We start from the raw sequence: 18,138 nt of genomic DNA on the forward strand, positions 1-18,138 counted from the left end.
ACAAGACTTAGATTATATGCACAAAAAACTCAGTTCAAGGAAAGCAGCGCACGAATTTCAAATAATTCCCGCCGCAGGACCTGAGCATCCAGGAGGGCAATCGAGGGCAACGCTGTTGTCGGGCTCGACAGGTCGGTCCCATGTGCTGTCTGCAGGGCAAAAGAGGAGTTGCCGTCCATTTCCGGCGGCAGGGAGTCGACCTCCTGAAGGCGATTGCGCGCGCCGCTGATCGTGAAGCCTTGCTCGTACAGCAGATCCCGGATGCGACGGATCATGAGCACCTCGTGGTGCTGGTAATAGCGGCGGTTTCCCCTGCGCTTCATGGGCCGAAGCTGCGTGAACTCCTGCTCCCAATAGCGCAGTACGTGCGGTTTGACGCCACAGAGCGCGGCCACCTCTCCAATGGTGAAATACCGTTTGGCCGGGATGGGAGGAAGCGGTGTGCCCATGGGACGCGGTTTCTAGCGAATAAACAAGCAGCGTACTGCAGCCGGAACAAAGGCGCCAGCCACTTCCGTTCAGTGGCAGGCGGGAAAGAGACAGCGCTTCAGCCAGCAGCGCCCGCGTTCTGGATCTGCTCCTTGAGCTTGCTGCTGGCATGGAAAGTCACGACACGGCGGGCCTGAATCGGAATCGCCTCGCCCGTGCGGGGATTTCGCCCCGGCCTCGGGGCTTTGGTACGGATCTGAAAGTTACCGAAGCCCGACAGCTTCACGTCTTGACCGTCCACCAAGCGCTGCGCAATCAGATCGAAAAAAGCATCGATCATGTCTTTCGATTCACGTTTATTCAGACCAATGTGATCGAACAGAAGGTCCGCCAGCTGCGCCTTCGTCAACGCAGGGGTTTCCAGGCTTTCTACCGCAAATTCCATCACGTCAGCGCTCCCGTTCAGCATCGTCATCACCGCAACCTCGCGCCGGTACGGCTCGACAGTTGTTCGACCACCGACTGAATCGTCGCTTCGATTTCAGCATCCGTCAGCGTGGCGCCATCAGCCCCCAGCGTCAGGCGCACGGCCAAGCTCTTTTCACCGCTGGCGAGACCACCAACAGCGGCTTCGCCATCACGCAAAGGCTTGGGCCGGAACACGTCAAACAGCACCGCCGCGCGAAGCCGTGTAGGAGGCACGGCAGCCTGAATGGCTGCCATCACATCGGCGTGCGTGATCCGCTCGGCAACCACTACGGCCAGATCCCGCTCCACAGCCTGGTGCTTGGCCACTGCATGAAAACGAGGGACCTGCCGCTGCATGACCGCATCGAGTTCCAGCTCGAACATGACTGGGGCTTGGGGAAGCTCCCAGGACTGGCGCCACCGAGGGTGCAACTCCCCGATGAACCCAACGGCTTGGCCATCCAACAGCACGCGGGCACACCGGCCAGGGTGCATGGCCGGGTGCGTTGCAGGCTCAAAAACGGGCTTCAGGGGAGCAAGCAGCGCCTCGACATCGCCTTTGGCATCGAAGAAATCCACGCCCTGCTCTCTGCGGCCCCACTGAAGAAGGTCGGCTGCGCCGTACGCAAGACCAGCCACGCGCATGGGCTGATGAAAACCTTCTACCGTGGTATCAGACCCCGCAACGGATGCATCGCGCAGAAAGACCCGGCCCAACTCGAAAACCCGCACGCGCGGTGCCTTGCGATCCAGGTTGAACTTCAAGACCTGCAGCAAGGAGCCCAACAGCGACGAGCGCATCACGCTCATCTGGCTGGCAATGGGGTTCAACAAACGGATGGGCTGTGGATTGCCCGCCAGCTCGTGTTCCCACTGCTCCTCCACGAAGCTGAAGTTGATGGTTTCCTGATATCCAAGTCCCGCCAGTGCACGACGCACGGCAAAAGGCCCCCGACGCTCTTCGGCACGCAGCTTGGGCGTGATGGGCGCCAATGGCGGCGTGGTAGGCAATTGCTGGTAGCCCACCATGCGAGCCACTTCTTCGATGAGATCTTCCTCGATCGCGAGATCGAACCGATAGGCAGGCGGCAGAACCGTCAACGTGCCCTCGCCAGAGGTCACTGGCAGTCCCAGGCGCTTCAGCGCATCGGCACACTGCTCTTGCGTCAATGGCATGCCGATCACCTTGACGGCTCTGGCAACGCGAAGCGTGACGGGCTTGGCTTCAGGCATGTTCGGACACTGGTCGTCCATCGGCCCGCAAACGGTTTCAGGCGTGCCGCAGATGTCGATCACCAACTGCGTGATGCGCTCAATGTGTTCCACGGTCTGGCTCGGATCCACGCCACGTTCGAAACGATGTCCGGCATCGGTCGAGAAGTTATAGCGGCGCGAGCGGCCAGCCACGGCCTTGGGCCACCAGAAAGCGGCTTCGATGTAGATATGGCGGGTGTCGTTCGACACGGCCGTCGCATCGCCCCCCATGATGCCCGCCAGCGATTCGACCTGGCTTGCATCCGCAATGACGCCCACCTTTTCGTCGAGGGCGACGGTGTTGCCATTCAGCAATTTGAGCTCTTCGCCTGCACGCGCCCAACGCACATCCAGGGCGCCGTGAATTTTGTCCAGATCAAAAATGTGCGAGGGGCGACCCAGCTCAAACATCACATAGTTGGAAATATCGACCAATGGGGAGACGCTTCGCTGCCCGCAACGTGCAAGCCGGTCCAGCATCCACTGCGGAGTCGCAGCCTGCGTGTTGATGTTGCGAACGATACGTCCCGAGAATCGCCCACACAGATCCGAGGCGCTGATCTTGACTGGCAAAACGTCGCCATGACCCACCAGTACCGACGGAAACTGCAGCGGCTTCAGCGGCGCTCCAGTCAGCGCAGAGACTTCACGCGCGATGCCGTAAACGCTCAAGGCATGTGCCAGATTGGGCGTGAGCTTGAGGGTGAACAGCGTGTCGTCCAGGTTCAGATGAGTCCGAATGTCCTGCCCGAGCGGAGCATCGGCCGCCAGTTCCAAAAGGCCTCCATGGTCTTCCGAGAGCTTCAACTCCCTGGCGGAGCACAGCATGCCCTGGCTTTCCACACCGCGAAGCTTGCCCACCTTGATCAAGAACGGTTTGCCATCCTCCCCGGGAGGCAACTCCGCACCGACAAGCGCGCAAGGCACTTTGATACCGACGCGTGCATTGGGCGCACCACAAACGATGTTGAGCAAAGCACCCTGCCCCGTATCGACCTGGCAAACGCGCAGGCGATCAGCATTTGGATGCTGCATCGCCTCCTTGATTTCTCCCACCACGATCTTCGTGAAAGGAGGCGCCACAGGCTGCAGCTCTTCCACTTCGAGCCCTGCCATGGTCAGTGTCTCGGCCAATTCTGTGGTCGAAAGTGGAGGATTGCAGAACTCGCGCAGCCAGGATTCTGGAAATTGCATATTCAGTCTTCAGTGATTCTTAAGCGCAGCAGCCCTCGTTAGGTGGGCCGCCTGTATGGAACGCGGCGTGCGGTTTACTGGAACTGCGAAAGAAAACGAATGTCGCCATCAAAGAAGAGGCGCAAATCATTGACCCCATAGCGCAGCATCGTCAGCCGGTCAGGACCCATGCCGAACGCAAAGCCGATGTATTTTTCTGGATCGAGGCCCATGTTTCGCACGACGTTCGGATGCACCTGCCCGGAGCCCGCCACTTCGAGCCAGCGTCCGGCCAAAGGGCCCGTCTGGAACTGGATGTCTATTTCGGCACTGGGCTCGGTGAAAGGGAAAAAGCTGGGCCGAAAGCGCAAGACCAAATCATCGCTTTCAAAGAAAGTACGGCAGAAGTCGGTGAAGACGACCTTCAGATCCTTGAAGCTCACGTTCTCGCCGATCCACAGGCCTTCGCACTGATGGAACATGGGTGAGTGCGTGGCATCGCTGTCCACGCGGTACGTACGGCCCGGGGCAATGACGCGGATCTCCGGCATGGCCTGGCCCGAGTCGATCAACGCGCGGTGTTTTTTGACATGCTGAACGGCATGGCGGATCTGCATGGGGCTGGTATGCGTGCGCAACAGGTTCGGAGCGGTGGCCGTGCCGCCCTCGACATAGAACGTGTCGTGCATGGAGCGCGCCGGGTGGTCTTCAGGCGTATTCAACGCCGTGAAATTGAACCAGTCGGATTCAATCTCGGGCCCCTCGGCCACGTCAAAACCCATCGAGCCGAAAATGCCCTCGATGCGCTCCAGGGTCAAGGACACGGGATGCAATCCACCTTGCCCCCGTTGGCGTCCAGGCAAGGTGACATCCAACGATTCCGCCTGCAGTTGTGCTTCCAGTTCGGCATCCGCCAACGCTTTTCGGCTTGCGTTCAGGGATGCTTCAATGGCCTGCTTGGCGACATTGATGGCGGCACCGCGGGATTTCTTTTCCTCAACGGACAGCTGGGCCATGCCCTTCATGAGCTCGGTCACTCGCCCCGACTTGCCCAGGAACTGCGCCTTGGCATTTTCCAGATCGGCAGGGGTGACGGCTTGCGCGAACAGGTTCCGCGCGCTTTCGACCAGGGAGTCCAACTCGTTCATACCAGCTCTCATCGTCTCTTGGAAATGAACAAGGGCTAGTGCCTTTTCAAGCCCTAGCCCTTGCGTTTATTGCGCAAGCAGCTATCAATAAGATAGCTACCAGTCGTGAACTCAAGCAGCAGCCAGCTTGGCCTTAACTTGCTCCACGATGCTGCCGAAAGCAGCCTTGTCGTGCACAGCGAGGTCGGCCAGCATCTTGCGGTCGATCTCAATGGCAGCCTTCTTCAGGCCGTTCGTGAATTGGCTGTAGGTCAGGCCCAATTCGCGCGAAGCGGCGTTGATACGGGCGATCCACAGTTGGCGGAACACGCGCTTCTTGGTGCGGCGGTCACGGTAGGCATACTGCCCAGCCTTCATTACCGCCTGTTTGGCGATACGGAAAACATTACCGCGGCGACCACGGAAACCCTTTGCAAGGGCCAGAACTTTCTTGTGACGGGCACGGGCCGTTACACCACGTTTGACGCGAGGCATGTGAGTACTCCTTGTTCGTCGTTGTTAAAGGCCAGCACCAGGCAGCATTTGTGCAATGGAGCCCATATTGGTCTCATGCACAGAAACTGCACCACGCAGATGGCGCTTATTCTTGGTGGTCTTCTTCGTCAAGATGTGACGCTTGAAGGCTTGACCGCGCTTGACGGTGCCACCGGGACGAACGCGGAAACGCTTTTTCGCGCTGCTCTTGGTCTTCATTTTGGGCATGTGAATGCTCCTTTTGTTTGTGCTCGCGAGGCGTTTGCGAACCGATCCGCAACCTTGTTGGCCCCGAGTCACTTTTTGACGGCAAGGCCTTGGCCTGCCGTTCGGTGCCGCTTTCACGGCCCCTATGCCCGAGCCAGCCTTGAGGCTGACCCGGTCAATTCACTTAACCACTTGGCTTACCGGCCACATCAAGCAGCGGTGGTGGCGCCTTCCGCTGCAGGTTTGCCAGCGGGCTTCTTCTTGCCGGGCGCGATCATCATGATCATTTGCCGACCTTCGAGCTTGGGAAACTGCTCGATCAGGATGGTGTCGCCCAAATCATCGCGAATGCGATTGAGCAAGGCCAAGCCCAATTCCTGATGGGTGATTTCCCGACCGCGAAAGCGCAAGGTGATCTTGCATTTATCACCTTCCGCCAGAAAGCGGCGAATGTTGCGCATCTTGATGTTGTAGTCACCATCATCCGTACCAGGACGGAATTTGATTTCCTTGATCTCGATGACCGTCTGCTTGGCCTTGGCCTCTGCCGCGCGTTTTTGCTCCTGATACTTGAACTTGCCATAGTCCATCAGGCGACACACGGGAGGGTTGGCCGTGGCGGCAATCTCCACCAAGTCCACATCCAGCTCGCCCGCCATGCGGAGGGCTTCCATGAGGCTCACGACCCCGAGCGGCTCGTTCTCAGGGCCGGAGAGGCGAACCTCAGGGGCCATGATTTCACGGTTCAGGCGGTGCTTGCGCTCTTCGCGCTGGCGACGATCACGAAATTCAGTAGCGATGGCTATTTTCCTTCAATCAAAATGCTACGAATAACGTAGCGAGTACCGCACAGCTCACGCGGGCTAAAGCCAAGTTTGACACCAAATCAAGCTTTAGAAGCGATGTCCTGGGCGATCAGCGCTACGAACGCTTCGAGGGACATCACACCGAGGTCTCGATTGCCCCGGGCGCGCACTGCGACAGCTCCTGCTGCCTTTTCCTTCTCACCGGCGACGATGATGTAAGGCAGCTTTTGCAACGAATGCTCTCGTATTTTATACGTAATCTTTTCGTTACGCAGGTCAAGCGCCACCCTAAGGTCTTGATTCGGCAGTGCTTTTTGAAGCTTTGCGGCGATTTCACGACAGTAATCGTCCTGTGCACCCGTGATGTTCAGCACGGCCACCTGCACTGGCGCCAACCAGACCGGCAACGCGCCTGCGTGCTGCTCGATCAGAATTCCGATGAAACGCTCCAGGCTGCCAACGATGGCACGGTGAAGAACGATGGGGCGATGGCGGGCACCATCTTCCCCAACGTACTCGGCACCCAGCCGCTCAGGCATGGAAGGATCGACCTGAATGGTGCCGCATTGCCAGTGACGGCCAATGGCATCGCGCAGCGTGTATTCCAGCTTGGGGCCGTAGAAAGCGCCGTCACCGACGGCGATTTGGTAGTCGCAGCCAGATGCCTTCAGGCTTTCAATCAATGCATTCTCTGCCTTGTCCCAGCTTTCTTCGGAGCCGATGCGCTTTTCGGGCCGGGTGGCGACTTTGTAGATGATGTCCGTGAAGCCGAAGTCTTTATAGACCTTTTGCAGCAGCGTGGTGAAGTTGATGCATTCCTGCTGGATCTGCTCTTCGGTGCAGAAGATATGTCCATCATCCTGGGTGAACGCACGCACTCGCATGATTCCATGCAGGCCGCCCGTCGGCTCATTGCGATGGCACTGGCCGAACTCGCCGAAGCGCAAAGGCAGATCGCGATAGCTCTTCACGCCTTGGTTGAAGATCAGGATGTGCCCGGGGCAGTTCATCGGCTTGAGCGCGTAGTCGTGCTTTTCGCTCTCCGTCGTGAACATGTTCTCGCGGTACTTGTCCCAGTGCCCCGTTTTTTCCCACAGGTGCTTGTCCAGGATTTGCGGGCCTTTCACCTCTTGGTAGCCGTTGTCGCGATACACCTGCCGCATGTACTGTTCGACGCCCTGCCAGATCGTCCAACCTTTGGGGTGCCAAAAAACGGTACCGGGCGAGTGCTCGTCAATGTGGAACAGGTCCAGCTCTCTGCCGAGGCGACGGTGATCGCGCTTTTCGGCCTCTTCGATGCGCTTGACGTACGCGTCCAAGTCTTTTTTGTCGGCCCACGCGGTACCGTAGACGCGTTGCAATTGCTCGTTCTTTGCATCGCCACGCCAGTAAGCACCGGACACCCGGGTCAGCTTGAAGACTTTCAAGAATCGCGTGTTGGGTACATGGGGGCCGCGGCACATGTCCACGTACTCCTGGTGGTAGTACAGGCCCATTGCTTTCTCTTCGGGCATGTCCTCCACAAGACGCAGCTTATAGTCTTCCCCACGCGCCTTGAACACCTCAATCACCTCGTCCCGCGGGGTCATCTTCTTGATCACGTCGTAGTCCTGCGCAATCAGCTCCTTCATGCGCTGCTCGATGGCAGCGATGTCGTCGGGCGTGAAAGGCCGCTCATAGGCGATGTCGTAGTAAAAGCCTTCGTCGATGACGGGGCCGATGACCATCCGAGCCGTCGGATAGAGTTGCTTCACGGCGTGGCCGACCAAGTGAGCGCAGGAGTGGCGGATGATCTCCACGCCTTCCTCATCGCGCGGCGTGATGATTTGCAGGCGGGCATCGTGGTCGATCACATCGCTGGCATCCACCAGGCGCCCATCCACTTTGCCTGCCACCGTCATCTTGGCCAGTCCTGGACCGATGGACTGAGCCACCTCTGCCACCGTCACCGGGCCAGGATATTCGCGTTGGGAATTGTCGGGGAGCGTGATCTGAATCATTGAAGAATCCTTGTCGAGGGGGGGGGTGGCGCGCGGTGCCACAAAGCAAAAAGCGCGGAACGAAGTCCGCGCTTTTGGAAGAAGAGTGCAAATCTGTGCAGGCGCGAACAGGCAGCCTTAAAGGCCGGTCAACATCTCCGTTGTAGTTCGCGGTGTCATAACCAGATGTGCCTTTCTCGCTCTTGTGCTGATGGGATGGTCGCGGGATTCTAACCTGCCCCCAATGGAAAAAGCCTGGGGCCTTGAAGCCCCAGGCCCATCGACAACACCAGGTCAGTGGAACTGCTCTTCTTCGGTCGAACCCGTGAGTGCCGTCACGCTGGATTTGCCGCCCTGGATCACCGTGGTCACATCGTCGAAATAACCGGTGCCCACTTCTTGCTGGTGCGACACGAAGGTGTAGCCCCGATCGCGCGCTGCAAATTCAGGCTCTTGCACCTTCTCGACATAGGCCGACATACCGCGCTTCACATAATCCTGCGCCAGATCGAACATGTTGAACCACATGCTGTGGATGCCGGCCAGCGTGATGAACTGGTACTTGTAGCCCATGGCGCCCAGTTCGCGCTGGAACTTGGCGATGGTGGCATCGTCGAGGTTCTTCTTCCAGTTGAATGATGGCGAGCAGTTGTACGCCAGCAGTTTGCCGGGGTGCTTGGCATGCACTGCATCCGCAAACTTCTTTGCGAATTCCAGGTCCGGCGTGCCTGTCTCGCACCACACCAGATCCGCGTAATCCGCGTATGCAACGGCGCGGCTGATGGCCTGATCCAAGCCCTTCTTGGTCTTGTAGAAACCTTCGGCCGTGCGCTCACCCGTCAGGAACGGCTTGTCATTGGCGTCGTAATCGCTGGTGATCAGGTCGGCGGCTTCCGCATCGGTCCGGGCGATCACCAGGGTCGGCACGCCGTAGACGTCTGCAGCCATGCGTGCAGCGATCAACTTCTGCACCGCCTCCTGGGTGGGAACCAGCACCTTGCCGCCCATGTGGCCACACTTCTTCACAGACGCCAACTGGTCTTCGAAATGCACGCCGCCGGCCCCCGCGCGGATCATGGCCTTCATCAATTCGTAGGCGTTCAGCACGCCACCGAAGCCTGCCTCCGCGTCGGCCACGATGGGCGCGTAGTAGTCGACAAAACCGGCGTCGCCAGGATTGGCCCCTTTGGACCATTGAATTTCATCGGCGCGGGTGAAAGCGTTGTTGATGCGCTCCACCACCTTCGGCACCGAATCGACGGGATACAGCGACTGGTCTGGGTACATCGCCGCATATTCATTGTTGTCTGCCGCAACCTGCCAGCCCGACAGGTAAATGGCCTTGATGCCGGCCTTGACTTGCTGCATGGCCTGGCCTCCCGTGAGTGCGCCCAGGCAGTTCACATAAGGCTCGTTGTTGACCAACCCCCACAGTTTTTCGGCGCCACGCCGTGCCAGCGTGTATTCCACCTGGAAGGAGCCCCGAAGACGCACGACATCCGCAGCGCTGTAACCGCGCTTGATGCCCTTCCAACGCGGGTTCTGTGCCCAGTCTTTTTCGAGGGCGGCAATTTGCTGTTCGCGGCTGAGCTGTTCATTGAAGGATTGCGGCATAAGTCACTCCGTGGGTTGGTTGATGAGCCGGGCTGCGAGAGGCCGCCCTTGGAGATCACTTTAAGTCTTGCACAAGACTTGATCAAGCTCTTATGTCTTATATAAGAGATAAAATTTATTGTTTTAAATCAATAAGTTACTCAGATAATTTCTTATGGTGAAATTTAATTTCTCATATCAAGAAATTTTTCCGCAGCGCAACATAATTTAATTTTGCAATATGAAAAGCAAATTCTGCGATGCAAAAATTAGGGACGGCGACCGCTCATCCAGTCGCCATGCACGATCCGGGTTGCGTTCTGCAAGTATTCGGAATTGATTTCATACACCAGGCATTGCAGCTGCTGCCCCCCCACGGAGACTGAGATCTCCCGCTTCTCGTACTCACCATTGGGCTCAGGCAGCAGCCCCTCGATTTCGTCCAGCCGGATCTCCAGCTCGGGCGAAATCGCATAGACCTCGCCGTGCACCGAAAAATCGCCCTGCTCCGCTACGTCCACCAAATGCAGCGCAATGCCGGGATAGGCACCGAGGTCATAAAGCGTTCCGCAGACGGTGGCATCCCCCAAAAAGGCCGCGCGGGGCGTCAAGCGGGTGATGTCATTGCTGCCGCCACGGCGCAAGGTGCCATAGACAAAAACGTAGCGTGAAAAAGGATGAAGGGTTTCGTCGGGCATGATGGCGCGCTCCAGGGTACTTACCCGCAAAGTCTAGCCAACACGCGAACATGCCAAGCCGCCCCATCGCCTATCTCTGCCTAGCATTGAGCATGTCGCTCGTGGGCAGCTATGTCGCCTTGTCCAAGCCGCTGGCGGCCGCGCTGCCGGTCTTCCTGCTGGCTTGGATGCGGTTCGGTATTGGGGGATTGGGAATGCTCCACTGGCTCAAAAAACCAGCGGATGAAGGCCCGATGACACCGCAGGTGCGGCGCCTGCTGTTTCTCGAATCTTTTCTGGGTAACTTCCTCTTCACCCTTTGCATGATCTCGGGCGTGACTCTCACTAGCGCCGTATCGGCAGGGGTGACGATGGCCGGAATACCTGCCGCAGTGGCGGTGATGAGCTGGTTCTTCCTGAAGGAAAAGGTCTCTGCGCGGACCTGGATCGCGGTCGGGTGCGCCGTCGTTGGCACCGCGCTCTTTTCGCTATCAAATTCAGAGCATCACACCCAATCAAATCAACGGCATGAGGGCGAAAACGCTCCCAACCTGGTTTGGCTTGGGCAATTGCTCTTGCTGGGCGCCGTTCTGTGCGAGGCAGCCTATTCGGTCATCGGCAAGAAACTGACGGGCACGCTGGGGCCGCGCCGAATCACTTCGTTGATCAACCTGTGGGGATTCGCGCTGGCAACCCCCATGGGACTGTACGCAGCATGGCATTTTGACTTTGCCAGCCTCACACCCGGTCTTTGGACGTTGCTCGTCTTCTACGCACTGGCCGCGAGCATGTGGACCGTGTGGCTGTGGATGACGGGGCTCAAGGCGGTGCCTGCCGCACAAGGCGGCGTCTTTACGGTGATGCTTCCCATCAGCGCGGCGTTGGTGGGGGTGCTGGTGCTCGGAGAGCGTCTTGCCCCGGTTCAACTGATCGCTTTCGGTATTGCGATCGCCAGCGTCGTCCTGGCCACGCTTCCTGAAAAATCTTCAGTGCGCCAGCGTTCATCCGAAGCCAATGCCAAAGCGATGGACTCGCAATCACCTCGGCATTGATTCCGCCTTCTGCTCCAGGGGTTAACGTCCCGTCACTTTGCGGATGGGGGGCTTGATGCTATCGCGCCGCGCCGGCAACACCTGCGCATGCTCGCGAGGGGCGTTGAGCACGATGCACGTGGAGGTTTCCGCCAGCAGGCAGAACCCCGTCACTACAGCATCCAGATGGCTGACATCGATCACTGCGATTTCCAGGACCCAGCTGTCTTCCCCCGTGACGTTGTAGGCATTCAAGACCTCGGGCGTCTCTTCGATCAGTCGAACCACCCGGGCATATTCCGCCCGGCCCACGCGGATGATGGCGCGAATGCCATAGCCCAGGCGGGCGTAATCCAGACGAACGCCATAGCCCCGTATCACCCCCGAAGCTTCCAGTTTGCGAACCCGTTCGGTCACCGCGGGCTGACTGAGATGCACCCGCCGGCCCAGTTCTGCCATCGAAATGCGCGCATCCTGCTGCAATTCGGCCAAAATCCTGCCGTCATGGGCATCTAGTTGAGAAACTTCGGTCATGGCATTATTTAACCATTGAAACAAAGGCGATCCATATCTTCAGCCTTGCAAATGCCATGGAAGAGCACACTCTGCCTACATAGCATCTGCAGCATGACTTCACTTTCCACATCCCCCGCCAGCCCCGCTGCACGCGGCCTCCCCACGGTGCTGCTCCTGGCCCTTTTGGCCTGCTATCTCATCTGGGGCTCCACCTATCTCGCCATCCAGGTGGCTCTCAAAAGCTTTCCACCGTTCTTCCAGATGGGAACCCGCTTTCTCGCTGCAGGTGCACTGCTGATGGCATGGGTGGCATGGCGCAAGCCCCAAAGCGGCAACCCACCGAAGTGCCCGACGAAGCGGCAATGGCTCCATGCGCTCATCGTCGGTGCGCTGATGTTGGGCGGCGGGATGGGGTTGACGGCCACCGCCAGCTTGCACGTCGGCTCCGGCCTCATCGCGGCTTGCGTGGCCGTAGTGCCCATGATGATCGCCGCATGGGGGCTATTGTGGGGAAGGCGGCCGACACGCGGCGAGACGATGGGCATGCTGCTGGGCGCCCTGGGTGTTTTGGTACTGATGCAAGGCGCCAGCTTTTCTGCATCCCCTATCAGCATGGTCTGCATCCTCGCGGCGACCTTGTCCTGGTCTTTGGGCTCTGTGCTGTCCACCACGCGCTTCCCGCTGGCCGACGGAGCCAGTGGTTTCGCCAGCGAGATGCTGTGCGGAGGCGCCGTGCTGATGGCCGTGTCCCTGGCGCTGGGCGAGCAGCCTGCGTGGCCGCCGCGACCCGAAGCCGTGCTGGCATGGCTCTACCTGGTGACGCTGGGCTCGCTGGTGGGATTCAGCGCCTACCTTTATCTGTTGCGCCATGCGACGCCGGCAATGGCATCGAGTTATGCCTTCGTCAACCCGCTCATCGCCTTGCTGCTCGGCAGCGCCATCGCTGGCGAGCACCTGACCGCCGGCGAATGGGTCGCCTGCGCGTTGATCCTGTCCGCGGTCGTGGCCATTTTCGTCTCGCGTCGATCGCGATGAGATCGCTGCCGATGCGCCACCGGAGAGCATGCGCACCTCACTGCAGTAGCCGTGACGGGCGCCAGCACCGTGGCGCTTGCGCGGTACCCAAGCAACAAATGGAGGCAAAAAAAGCCATGCCTCGCTTGGAAACGCGTTTTTTTCCCAGTAGCATCTGCGGGCCAGTGGAGAAGCAGGTTTTCGCTGGTGACGATATTTCACTTCCAACAAGGAAAACCCAACATGGCAACTGCAAAGAAAGCGCCGGCCTCCGAAGCCAAGGCCGCAGCCCCCGCGAAGAAGCGCACCCCGAACGCCGCTTTCATGAAAGCCCTTACGCCCAGCCCTGCCCTGGCTGCCGTCGTGGGCTCCACGCCCTTGCCCCGTACCGAGATCATCAGCAAGCTGTGGGTCTACATCAAGGCCAACGACCTGCAAGACGCCAGCAACAAGCGGATGATCAATGCCGACGCCAAGCTCAAGGAAGTGTTCGGCAAGCCCCAGGTTTCCATGTTCGAAATGGCTGGCCTGATCGGCAAGCACGTGAAGTAAGCATTCCATCGTCTGCACGTTCAGCAGGCGGCGAATGAAAAACGAAGCCGGCACCACTGCCGGCTTTTTTTCGCCTGCACCACCGGGAACCCATGCGCGGCCGGTGTGTCAATCCAATGCTTTTCAACAAGCAAGAAACCAAAGGATTGCAAATGCGATGAATTCGCATTTATAATGAACTATTGTCAACAGCCAGCCAACACTGCCTGCACCATGATCGTTTGTGTCTGCCGCCGGGTTTCTGACCGCGAAATTGCACGCCATGCACATGCTGGCATGAGTTTCGACGAGATCCAGTTCGAGCTGGGCGTGGCCACCCAATGCGGCCGTTGCGAAAGCTGCGCACGGGATGTCGTGGCCCAATGCAGCGTTTCGCATCCGGTCGCCGCGCTGCACAAAGAGATCGCCTCGCAGACGATCCAGCTTGCCAACTCCATCTTGGAAAGCAAAGCATGGAACTGCTCTCAACCCTCGCAGGCAGCCTGATTCTCGTCATCGGCTCCGTGTGGTGGATCTTCCGTAAGTAACTTGGCCTTCTAGGCCTCTGGCGCTTGTCCTGTGGGCGTTGGCAGCTATCATTTTTATGTCCCAATTTGATCGATATGGCTCCTCACGGGGTGTGAGCCGCAACGCCGTGATCGCAGGTTCCGTCGTGCTGTTGCACGTGGCCGGATTGTGGGCACTTCAGTCGGGCCTGCTGCGCAAGGCCGCAGAGGTCATCGTGCCTGCCGAAGTGCTGAGCGAGTTCATCACGCCGCCAGCGCCCCCTGCTCCACCCGTTCCACCGCCCCCCAAGCCGGCGCCGCCGCCTCCGCCGAAACCGGCCCCCAAAGCGCCTGCCCCGCGTCCGGCGCCCATGCCGGTGGCCATTCCCGACCGCACACCTGCGCCCAATGCGCCAACTGGAATCACCGAACCCCAGCCTCCTGCGCCGCCGATCGCGGCACCAATGGCGCCCCCTGCGCCACCGCCCGCTCCTCCAGCGCCGCCAGCACCTCCAAAGATCGAGTTGCCTTCCAGCGATGCGGCCTACCTGAACAACCCCAGGCCGACCTACCCCGCCATCAGCAAGCGGCTGGGTGAACAAGGCAAGGTCGTGCTGCGCGTGCTCATCGGCACGGACGGGCTTCCGCAGAAGGTGGAAATCAACAAGTCCAGCGGCTTCGACCGGCTGGATCGCCAGGCCCAGGACGCCGTGATGCGCTGGCGCTTCGTGCCGGGCAAACGCAACGGCGAGCCCGAGACCATGTGGAACCTGGTCCCCGTCAATTTTGTTCTCGAATAATTTTCAGGAGTTTTCATGGAATCGCATTTCGGCATTGCCAACGTTTGGATCCAGGGTGACTTTGTCACCCGCGCTGTTGCCGTGCTGTTGCTCGGCATGTCTTTGGCCTCCTGGATCGTCATCCTGATCAAGGCAATGGACATCTTCCGCTTCAAGAAACATGCGCGTGGCGCACGTGATTTCTGGCACAGCGAAGACTTCGCCGCCGGCCTGAGCAAGCTCGGCGACGACCCTGCCAACCCCTTCCGCCATCTGGCTCTGGAAGGGCGCGAAGCCACGGCGCACCACCGCAATACCAAGGCGCATCTGCATGACAGCCTGGATGTGAGCGACTGGGTCACGCGCAGCCTGCGCAATTGCATCGACGAGTTCACGGCCCGCGTGCAATCGGGCCTGGCCGTGCTGGCCTCGGTCGGCTCGACCGCCCCGTTCATCGGCCTGTTTGGCACCGTCTGGGGCATTTACCACGCGCTGGTGGCGATCGGCACTTCGGGCCAATCGACCATCGACAAGGTGGCCGGCCCGATCGGCGAGGCACTGATCATGACGGCCCTCGGACTGGCCGTGGCGATTCCTGCCGTGCTGGGCTACAACGCGCTGGTGCGGGGAAACAAGTCCATCCTGAACAACCTGAACAGCTTCGCGCATGACCTGCACGCCTACTTCGTGACGGGCGCACGCGTCAGCGCCCCTGGCGAGCAAGCCAAGGTGCTGCCGATCAAGAAGGGCTGAAAACCATGTCTTTCGGAACCCAGGACGACTCCGACGAGGTGATGAACGAAATCAACATGACGCCGCTGGTGGACGTCATGCTGGTGCTGCTCATCATATTCATCATCACGGTGCCGGTGATGAAGCATGCCGTGCCAGTGGATCTGCCACGCGCTTCCAATCAGCGCGAAGACGTCAAGCCCGAGACCATTCGTCTCAGTGTCACCGCCGATGGCAAATACCACTGGAATGAACTGACGATTGGCGACGACGAACTCGAACCCCGCCTGAAAGCCGAAGCGGTGAAGGATCCGCAACCCGATCTGCACATCCGTGGCGACAAGGAAGTCCGCTATGAGCGCGTGGCCCAGGCCATGTCTGCCGCCCAACGGGCCGGTGTGCGCAAGATCGGGTTCGTGACCGAGCCTCAGTGATAAATATTTACAAGATAGGCAGGCGCTTCACTTGACGAACAATTGAGAATGGTTATCATTAAATCAATCGCAAAGCACAGAGGATTTCTCATGCACGCCAGTCTCAACGCCCTGCCTTCTTCGTCTTTTTTTGGCTCCACCGTTTTTCAGGAGCGCGAGCCGTCCGGCGCCGCGCACCTGGCAAGCTCCGCACCCGCTGTCGATAGCCGGGAACTGCTCAAAGGCCAGAAGACCGTGGCCATCTGCCACAACGGTTTGGTCTACCGCCTGCAGGCCACCAAACTGGGCAAACTGATTCTGACCAAATAGGTTTCATCGTGGGGCGACTCCAGGGCACCTCAGTGCCTGAAGGGTCGTATTTGCCAGCCAACGGGTTGCCCGCGTAGCCAGGCTTTTTTTCACCCCACCCAAAACAAAACCGGCCCTAGGGCCGGTTTTTTCATGTGCCATGCGGATCCGGCGTCTGCCGCGCGTAATGCCCGACACGGCATTGGCTCGGCATCCCGACGACGGTCGATTCAAAGGCCCAATGCGGCTATGCCCGCCTTGGCGATCTGCGCGTCTTCCGTCGATTTCACGCCGCTCACGCCCACTGCGCCCAGGCACTGACCGTCCTTCATGATCGGCACGCCGCCTTCCAGCAGGCCGTCGATGAATGGAGCGCTCAGGAAGGCCGTGCGCCCCCCGTTGACGATGTCTTCGTAGACCTTGCTTTCACGGCGCCCCAGTGCGGCCGTGCGGGCCTTCCCGGGAGCGATGTGGGACGACACCGGAGCGGCCCCATCCAGGCGCTGAAGGGACAGCAGATGCCCACCATCGTCCACGATGGCAATCGTGACCGCCCATTGGTTCTTGAGGGCTTCGGCCTCGGCCGCCGCAGCGATCTTCTTGACGTCGGCGGCTTCGAGTTCGGGTTTGGTTTTCATGGCGGTAGCAGTCCAGTCCAGTTCAAATCAGGGAAGGCAGGGCCGATGGCTCAACGAAGTCCACGAGCATACCGGCTCCCCATGGCGGCGCTCTGCGGGCCCAAGGCAAAAGACTGCATCCTTAAAGTACGGGATCGAGAGAGGGTATTTGAAAGCGCCGGGATCGGCACCACCTAGAATTTGTATGTCTGCGCTGTGCAGGCCTCAAAGGAGAGATAGAAGATGAACGACCAAGTCACCACCCTGGGCTCAGCGGGATATGGGGTCTCGCAGGAGCAGCGGCAGAAAGTGCTGCGCAATACTTATTGGCTGCTTGCGCTGAGCATGCTGCCGACGGTGCTGGGCGCGTGGGTCGGCGTCGCAACCGGCATCACCCAGTCGCTGCGTGGCGGTGTCGGGCTGATCGTGTTCCTGGGCGGCGCTTTCGCCTTCATGTATGCGATCGAGAAGACCAAGCACTCTGCTGCGGGCGTTCCCGTGCTGCTGGCCTTCACGTTCTTCATGGGGCTGATGCTGTCTCGCCTGATCGGCATGGTGCTGGGCTTCAAGAACGGTACCGATCTGATCATGACCGCCTTTGCCGGCACGGCAGGCGTGTTCTTCGTGATGGCCACCCTGGCCAGCGTGATCAAGCGCGATCTGTCGGGCATGGGCAAATGGCTGTTCGTGGGCGCGATGGTGCTCATGGTCGGCGCCATCATCAATGTGTTCGTTGGCTCTTCGGCCGGCATGATGGCGATCTCGGTCGCCGCCATCGGCATCTTCAGCGCCTACATGCTGTATGACCTCAAGCAGATCCTGGATGGCGGCGAGACCAACTACATCAGTGCCACGCTGGCCCTGTACCTGGACATCTTCAACGTGTTCCAAAGCCTGCTGGCCCTGCTGGGCATCGCGGGTGGCGAGCGCGATTGATGCGCTGCTCTGATTGAACGTTGACGCAAAAAAGGCCTCGCAAGAGGCCTTTTTCCATGGTGCAGGGGGTGTTGCATCAATGCGTTCGGGAATATTCCACGGAAAAGCAGGGCCTCGCCCTCAATCCTCCAGGCGCCGTGCCGATAATCAAGTCACATGGCTCATCTTCCAGCCCCCCTCCTCCGTCCGCGCTACGCCGCTGCATCCCTGGCATTGGTGCTTTTGTCCGGCTGCGAGATTCCGGGCCTGGGACCTGATCCCCGATTGGTTCAGAAGGAGGCCGAAGCCAAGGCGATCGGCGGCGCCTGCCGGCATGCGCTGCGCGGCCTGGAGGATTGCTTCACGCTGAATCCCAAGGCCGCCAAGGCCTCTGTCTTTGCCGGCTGGAAAGACATGGATCAATACATGCGTGACAACAAGCTCGAGGGCTCGCCCTCGGTGCTGGGCAAGCTGGAGGCCAAGCCCGATCGCGCCAGCCGCGGCAGTGAAGCCGGGGAGTCTGGCGAGTCCGGCGCCGCCTCCCGCAACCGCAGCTGACCGCCACAC

Annotated in this window: 22 protein-coding genes; 10 read left to right on the forward strand and 12 right to left on the reverse strand. The window is 59.6% G+C overall.

The window, feature by feature from the left end:
- Positions 1 to 29: 29 nt before the first annotated feature.
- The 10 genes from M5C96_RS14300 to M5C96_RS14345 all read right to left on the reverse strand — a co-directional run bounded on the left by M5C96_RS14300 (position 30) and on the right by M5C96_RS14345 (position 10,229).
- Positions 30 to 449 (reverse strand): MerR family transcriptional regulator, encoded by a 420-nt coding sequence (locus M5C96_RS14300; protein WP_272563833.1) that lies wholly within the window; start codon positions 447 to 449, stop codon positions 30 to 32.
- 98 nt (positions 450 to 547) lie between these two features.
- Complete coding sequence (locus M5C96_RS14305) at positions 548 to 904, reverse strand: integration host factor subunit alpha (protein ID WP_272563834.1); 357 nt, start codon at positions 902 to 904, stop codon at positions 548 to 550.
- Positions 904 to 3,345: a phenylalanine--tRNA ligase subunit beta gene (pheT, locus tag M5C96_RS14310; protein ID WP_272563835.1), complete on the reverse strand. Its 2,442-nt coding sequence runs from the start codon at positions 3,343 to 3,345 to the stop codon at positions 904 to 906. Before pheT ends, M5C96_RS14305 begins: the two co-directional genes overlap by 1 nt.
- A gap of 74 nt (positions 3,346 to 3,419) precedes the next feature.
- The gene (gene pheS, locus M5C96_RS14315) at positions 3,420 to 4,472 is read right to left on the reverse strand and encodes a phenylalanine--tRNA ligase subunit alpha (protein ID WP_272563836.1); all 1,053 of its coding nucleotides are present in this window, start codon (positions 4,470 to 4,472) and stop codon (positions 3,420 to 3,422) included.
- A 111-nt stretch (positions 4,473 to 4,583) separates the two neighbouring features.
- The gene (gene rplT, locus M5C96_RS14320; protein ID WP_092745027.1) at positions 4,584 to 4,946 is read right to left on the reverse strand and encodes a 50S ribosomal protein L20; all 363 of its coding nucleotides are present in this window, start codon (positions 4,944 to 4,946) and stop codon (positions 4,584 to 4,586) included.
- Between the two features lie 24 nt (positions 4,947 to 4,970).
- Positions 4,971 to 5,174, reverse strand: coding sequence for a 50S ribosomal protein L35 (rpmI, locus tag M5C96_RS14325; protein ID WP_092745026.1), 204 nt, complete (start codon positions 5,172 to 5,174; stop codon positions 4,971 to 4,973).
- Positions 5,175 to 5,362: 188 nt separating this feature from the next.
- Positions 5,363 to 5,887, reverse strand: coding sequence for a translation initiation factor IF-3 (gene infC / locus M5C96_RS14330; protein ID WP_272552311.1), 525 nt, complete (start codon positions 5,885 to 5,887; stop codon positions 5,363 to 5,365).
- A 152-nt stretch (positions 5,888 to 6,039) separates the two neighbouring features.
- The gene (gene thrS, locus M5C96_RS14335; protein ID WP_272563837.1) at positions 6,040 to 7,959 is read right to left on the reverse strand and encodes a threonine--tRNA ligase; all 1,920 of its coding nucleotides are present in this window, start codon (positions 7,957 to 7,959) and stop codon (positions 6,040 to 6,042) included.
- 273 nt (positions 7,960 to 8,232) lie between these two features.
- Positions 8,233 to 9,552: an isocitrate lyase gene (gene aceA / locus M5C96_RS14340; RefSeq protein ID WP_272563838.1), complete on the reverse strand. Its 1,320-nt coding sequence runs from the start codon at positions 9,550 to 9,552 to the stop codon at positions 8,233 to 8,235.
- A gap of 248 nt (positions 9,553 to 9,800) precedes the next feature.
- The gene (locus tag M5C96_RS14345) at positions 9,801 to 10,229 is read right to left on the reverse strand and encodes a gamma-glutamylcyclotransferase family protein (RefSeq protein WP_272563839.1); all 429 of its coding nucleotides are present in this window, start codon (positions 10,227 to 10,229) and stop codon (positions 9,801 to 9,803) included.
- Positions 10,230 to 10,279: 50 nt separating this feature from the next.
- Here M5C96_RS14345 and M5C96_RS14350 point away from each other — a divergent pair, with 50 nt between their 5' ends.
- A complete protein-coding gene (locus tag M5C96_RS14350; protein WP_272563840.1) occupies positions 10,280 to 11,260 on the forward strand; it encodes a DMT family transporter in 981 nt (326 codons plus the stop codon).
- Between the two features lie 21 nt (positions 11,261 to 11,281).
- Here M5C96_RS14350 and M5C96_RS14355 read toward each other — a convergent pair whose 3' ends face one another.
- Entirely contained in the window at positions 11,282 to 11,773 is a 492-nt protein-coding gene (locus tag M5C96_RS14355) for an Lrp/AsnC family transcriptional regulator (RefSeq protein WP_272563841.1), read from the reverse strand.
- 93 nt (positions 11,774 to 11,866) lie between these two features.
- Here M5C96_RS14355 and yedA point away from each other — a divergent pair, with 93 nt between their 5' ends.
- From yedA to hemP, 7 genes are all read left to right on the forward strand, one after another.
- Positions 11,867 to 12,790, forward strand: coding sequence for a drug/metabolite exporter YedA (gene yedA / locus M5C96_RS14360; protein WP_272563842.1), 924 nt, complete (start codon positions 11,867 to 11,869; stop codon positions 12,788 to 12,790).
- Between the two features lie 222 nt (positions 12,791 to 13,012).
- Positions 13,013 to 13,321: an SWIB/MDM2 domain-containing protein gene (locus tag M5C96_RS14365; RefSeq protein ID WP_272552302.1), complete on the forward strand. Its 309-nt coding sequence runs from the start codon at positions 13,013 to 13,015 to the stop codon at positions 13,319 to 13,321.
- 213 nt (positions 13,322 to 13,534) lie between these two features.
- Positions 13,535 to 13,807, forward strand: coding sequence for a (2Fe-2S)-binding protein (locus M5C96_RS14370; RefSeq protein ID WP_272552300.1), 273 nt, complete (start codon positions 13,535 to 13,537; stop codon positions 13,805 to 13,807).
- A gap of 97 nt (positions 13,808 to 13,904) precedes the next feature.
- On the forward strand, positions 13,905 to 14,606 hold the full coding sequence (locus M5C96_RS14375) for an energy transducer TonB (protein WP_272563843.1): 702 nt from the start codon (positions 13,905 to 13,907) through the stop codon (positions 14,604 to 14,606).
- A gap of 15 nt (positions 14,607 to 14,621) precedes the next feature.
- Entirely contained in the window at positions 14,622 to 15,338 is a 717-nt protein-coding gene (locus M5C96_RS14380; protein ID WP_092745016.1) for a MotA/TolQ/ExbB proton channel family protein, read from the forward strand.
- A gap of 5 nt (positions 15,339 to 15,343) precedes the next feature.
- Positions 15,344 to 15,751, forward strand: a complete 408-nt coding sequence (locus M5C96_RS14385; protein WP_272563844.1) for an ExbD/TolR family protein — start codon at positions 15,344 to 15,346, stop codon at positions 15,749 to 15,751.
- 90 nt (positions 15,752 to 15,841) lie between these two features.
- Entirely contained in the window at positions 15,842 to 16,060 is a 219-nt protein-coding gene (hemP, locus tag M5C96_RS14390; RefSeq protein WP_272563845.1) for a hemin uptake protein HemP, read from the forward strand.
- A 209-nt stretch (positions 16,061 to 16,269) separates the two neighbouring features.
- Here hemP and M5C96_RS14395 read toward each other — a convergent pair whose 3' ends face one another.
- Entirely contained in the window at positions 16,270 to 16,677 is a 408-nt protein-coding gene (locus tag M5C96_RS14395) for a GlcG/HbpS family heme-binding protein (RefSeq protein ID WP_272552295.1), read from the reverse strand.
- A gap of 222 nt (positions 16,678 to 16,899) precedes the next feature.
- Between M5C96_RS14395 and M5C96_RS14400 the strand changes: the two genes are divergently transcribed.
- Complete coding sequence (locus M5C96_RS14400) at positions 16,900 to 17,592, forward strand: Bax inhibitor-1/YccA family protein (protein ID WP_272563846.1); 693 nt, start codon at positions 16,900 to 16,902, stop codon at positions 17,590 to 17,592.
- 156 nt (positions 17,593 to 17,748) lie between these two features.
- On the forward strand, positions 17,749 to 18,129 hold the full coding sequence (locus tag M5C96_RS14405; RefSeq protein ID WP_272563847.1) for a hypothetical protein: 381 nt from the start codon (positions 17,749 to 17,751) through the stop codon (positions 18,127 to 18,129).
- Positions 18,130 to 18,138: the final 9 nt, after the last annotated feature.

This window comes from Acidovorax sp. GBBC 1281, assembly GCF_028473645.1.
Classification (GTDB): domain Bacteria; phylum Pseudomonadota; class Gammaproteobacteria; order Burkholderiales; family Burkholderiaceae_C; genus Paracidovorax.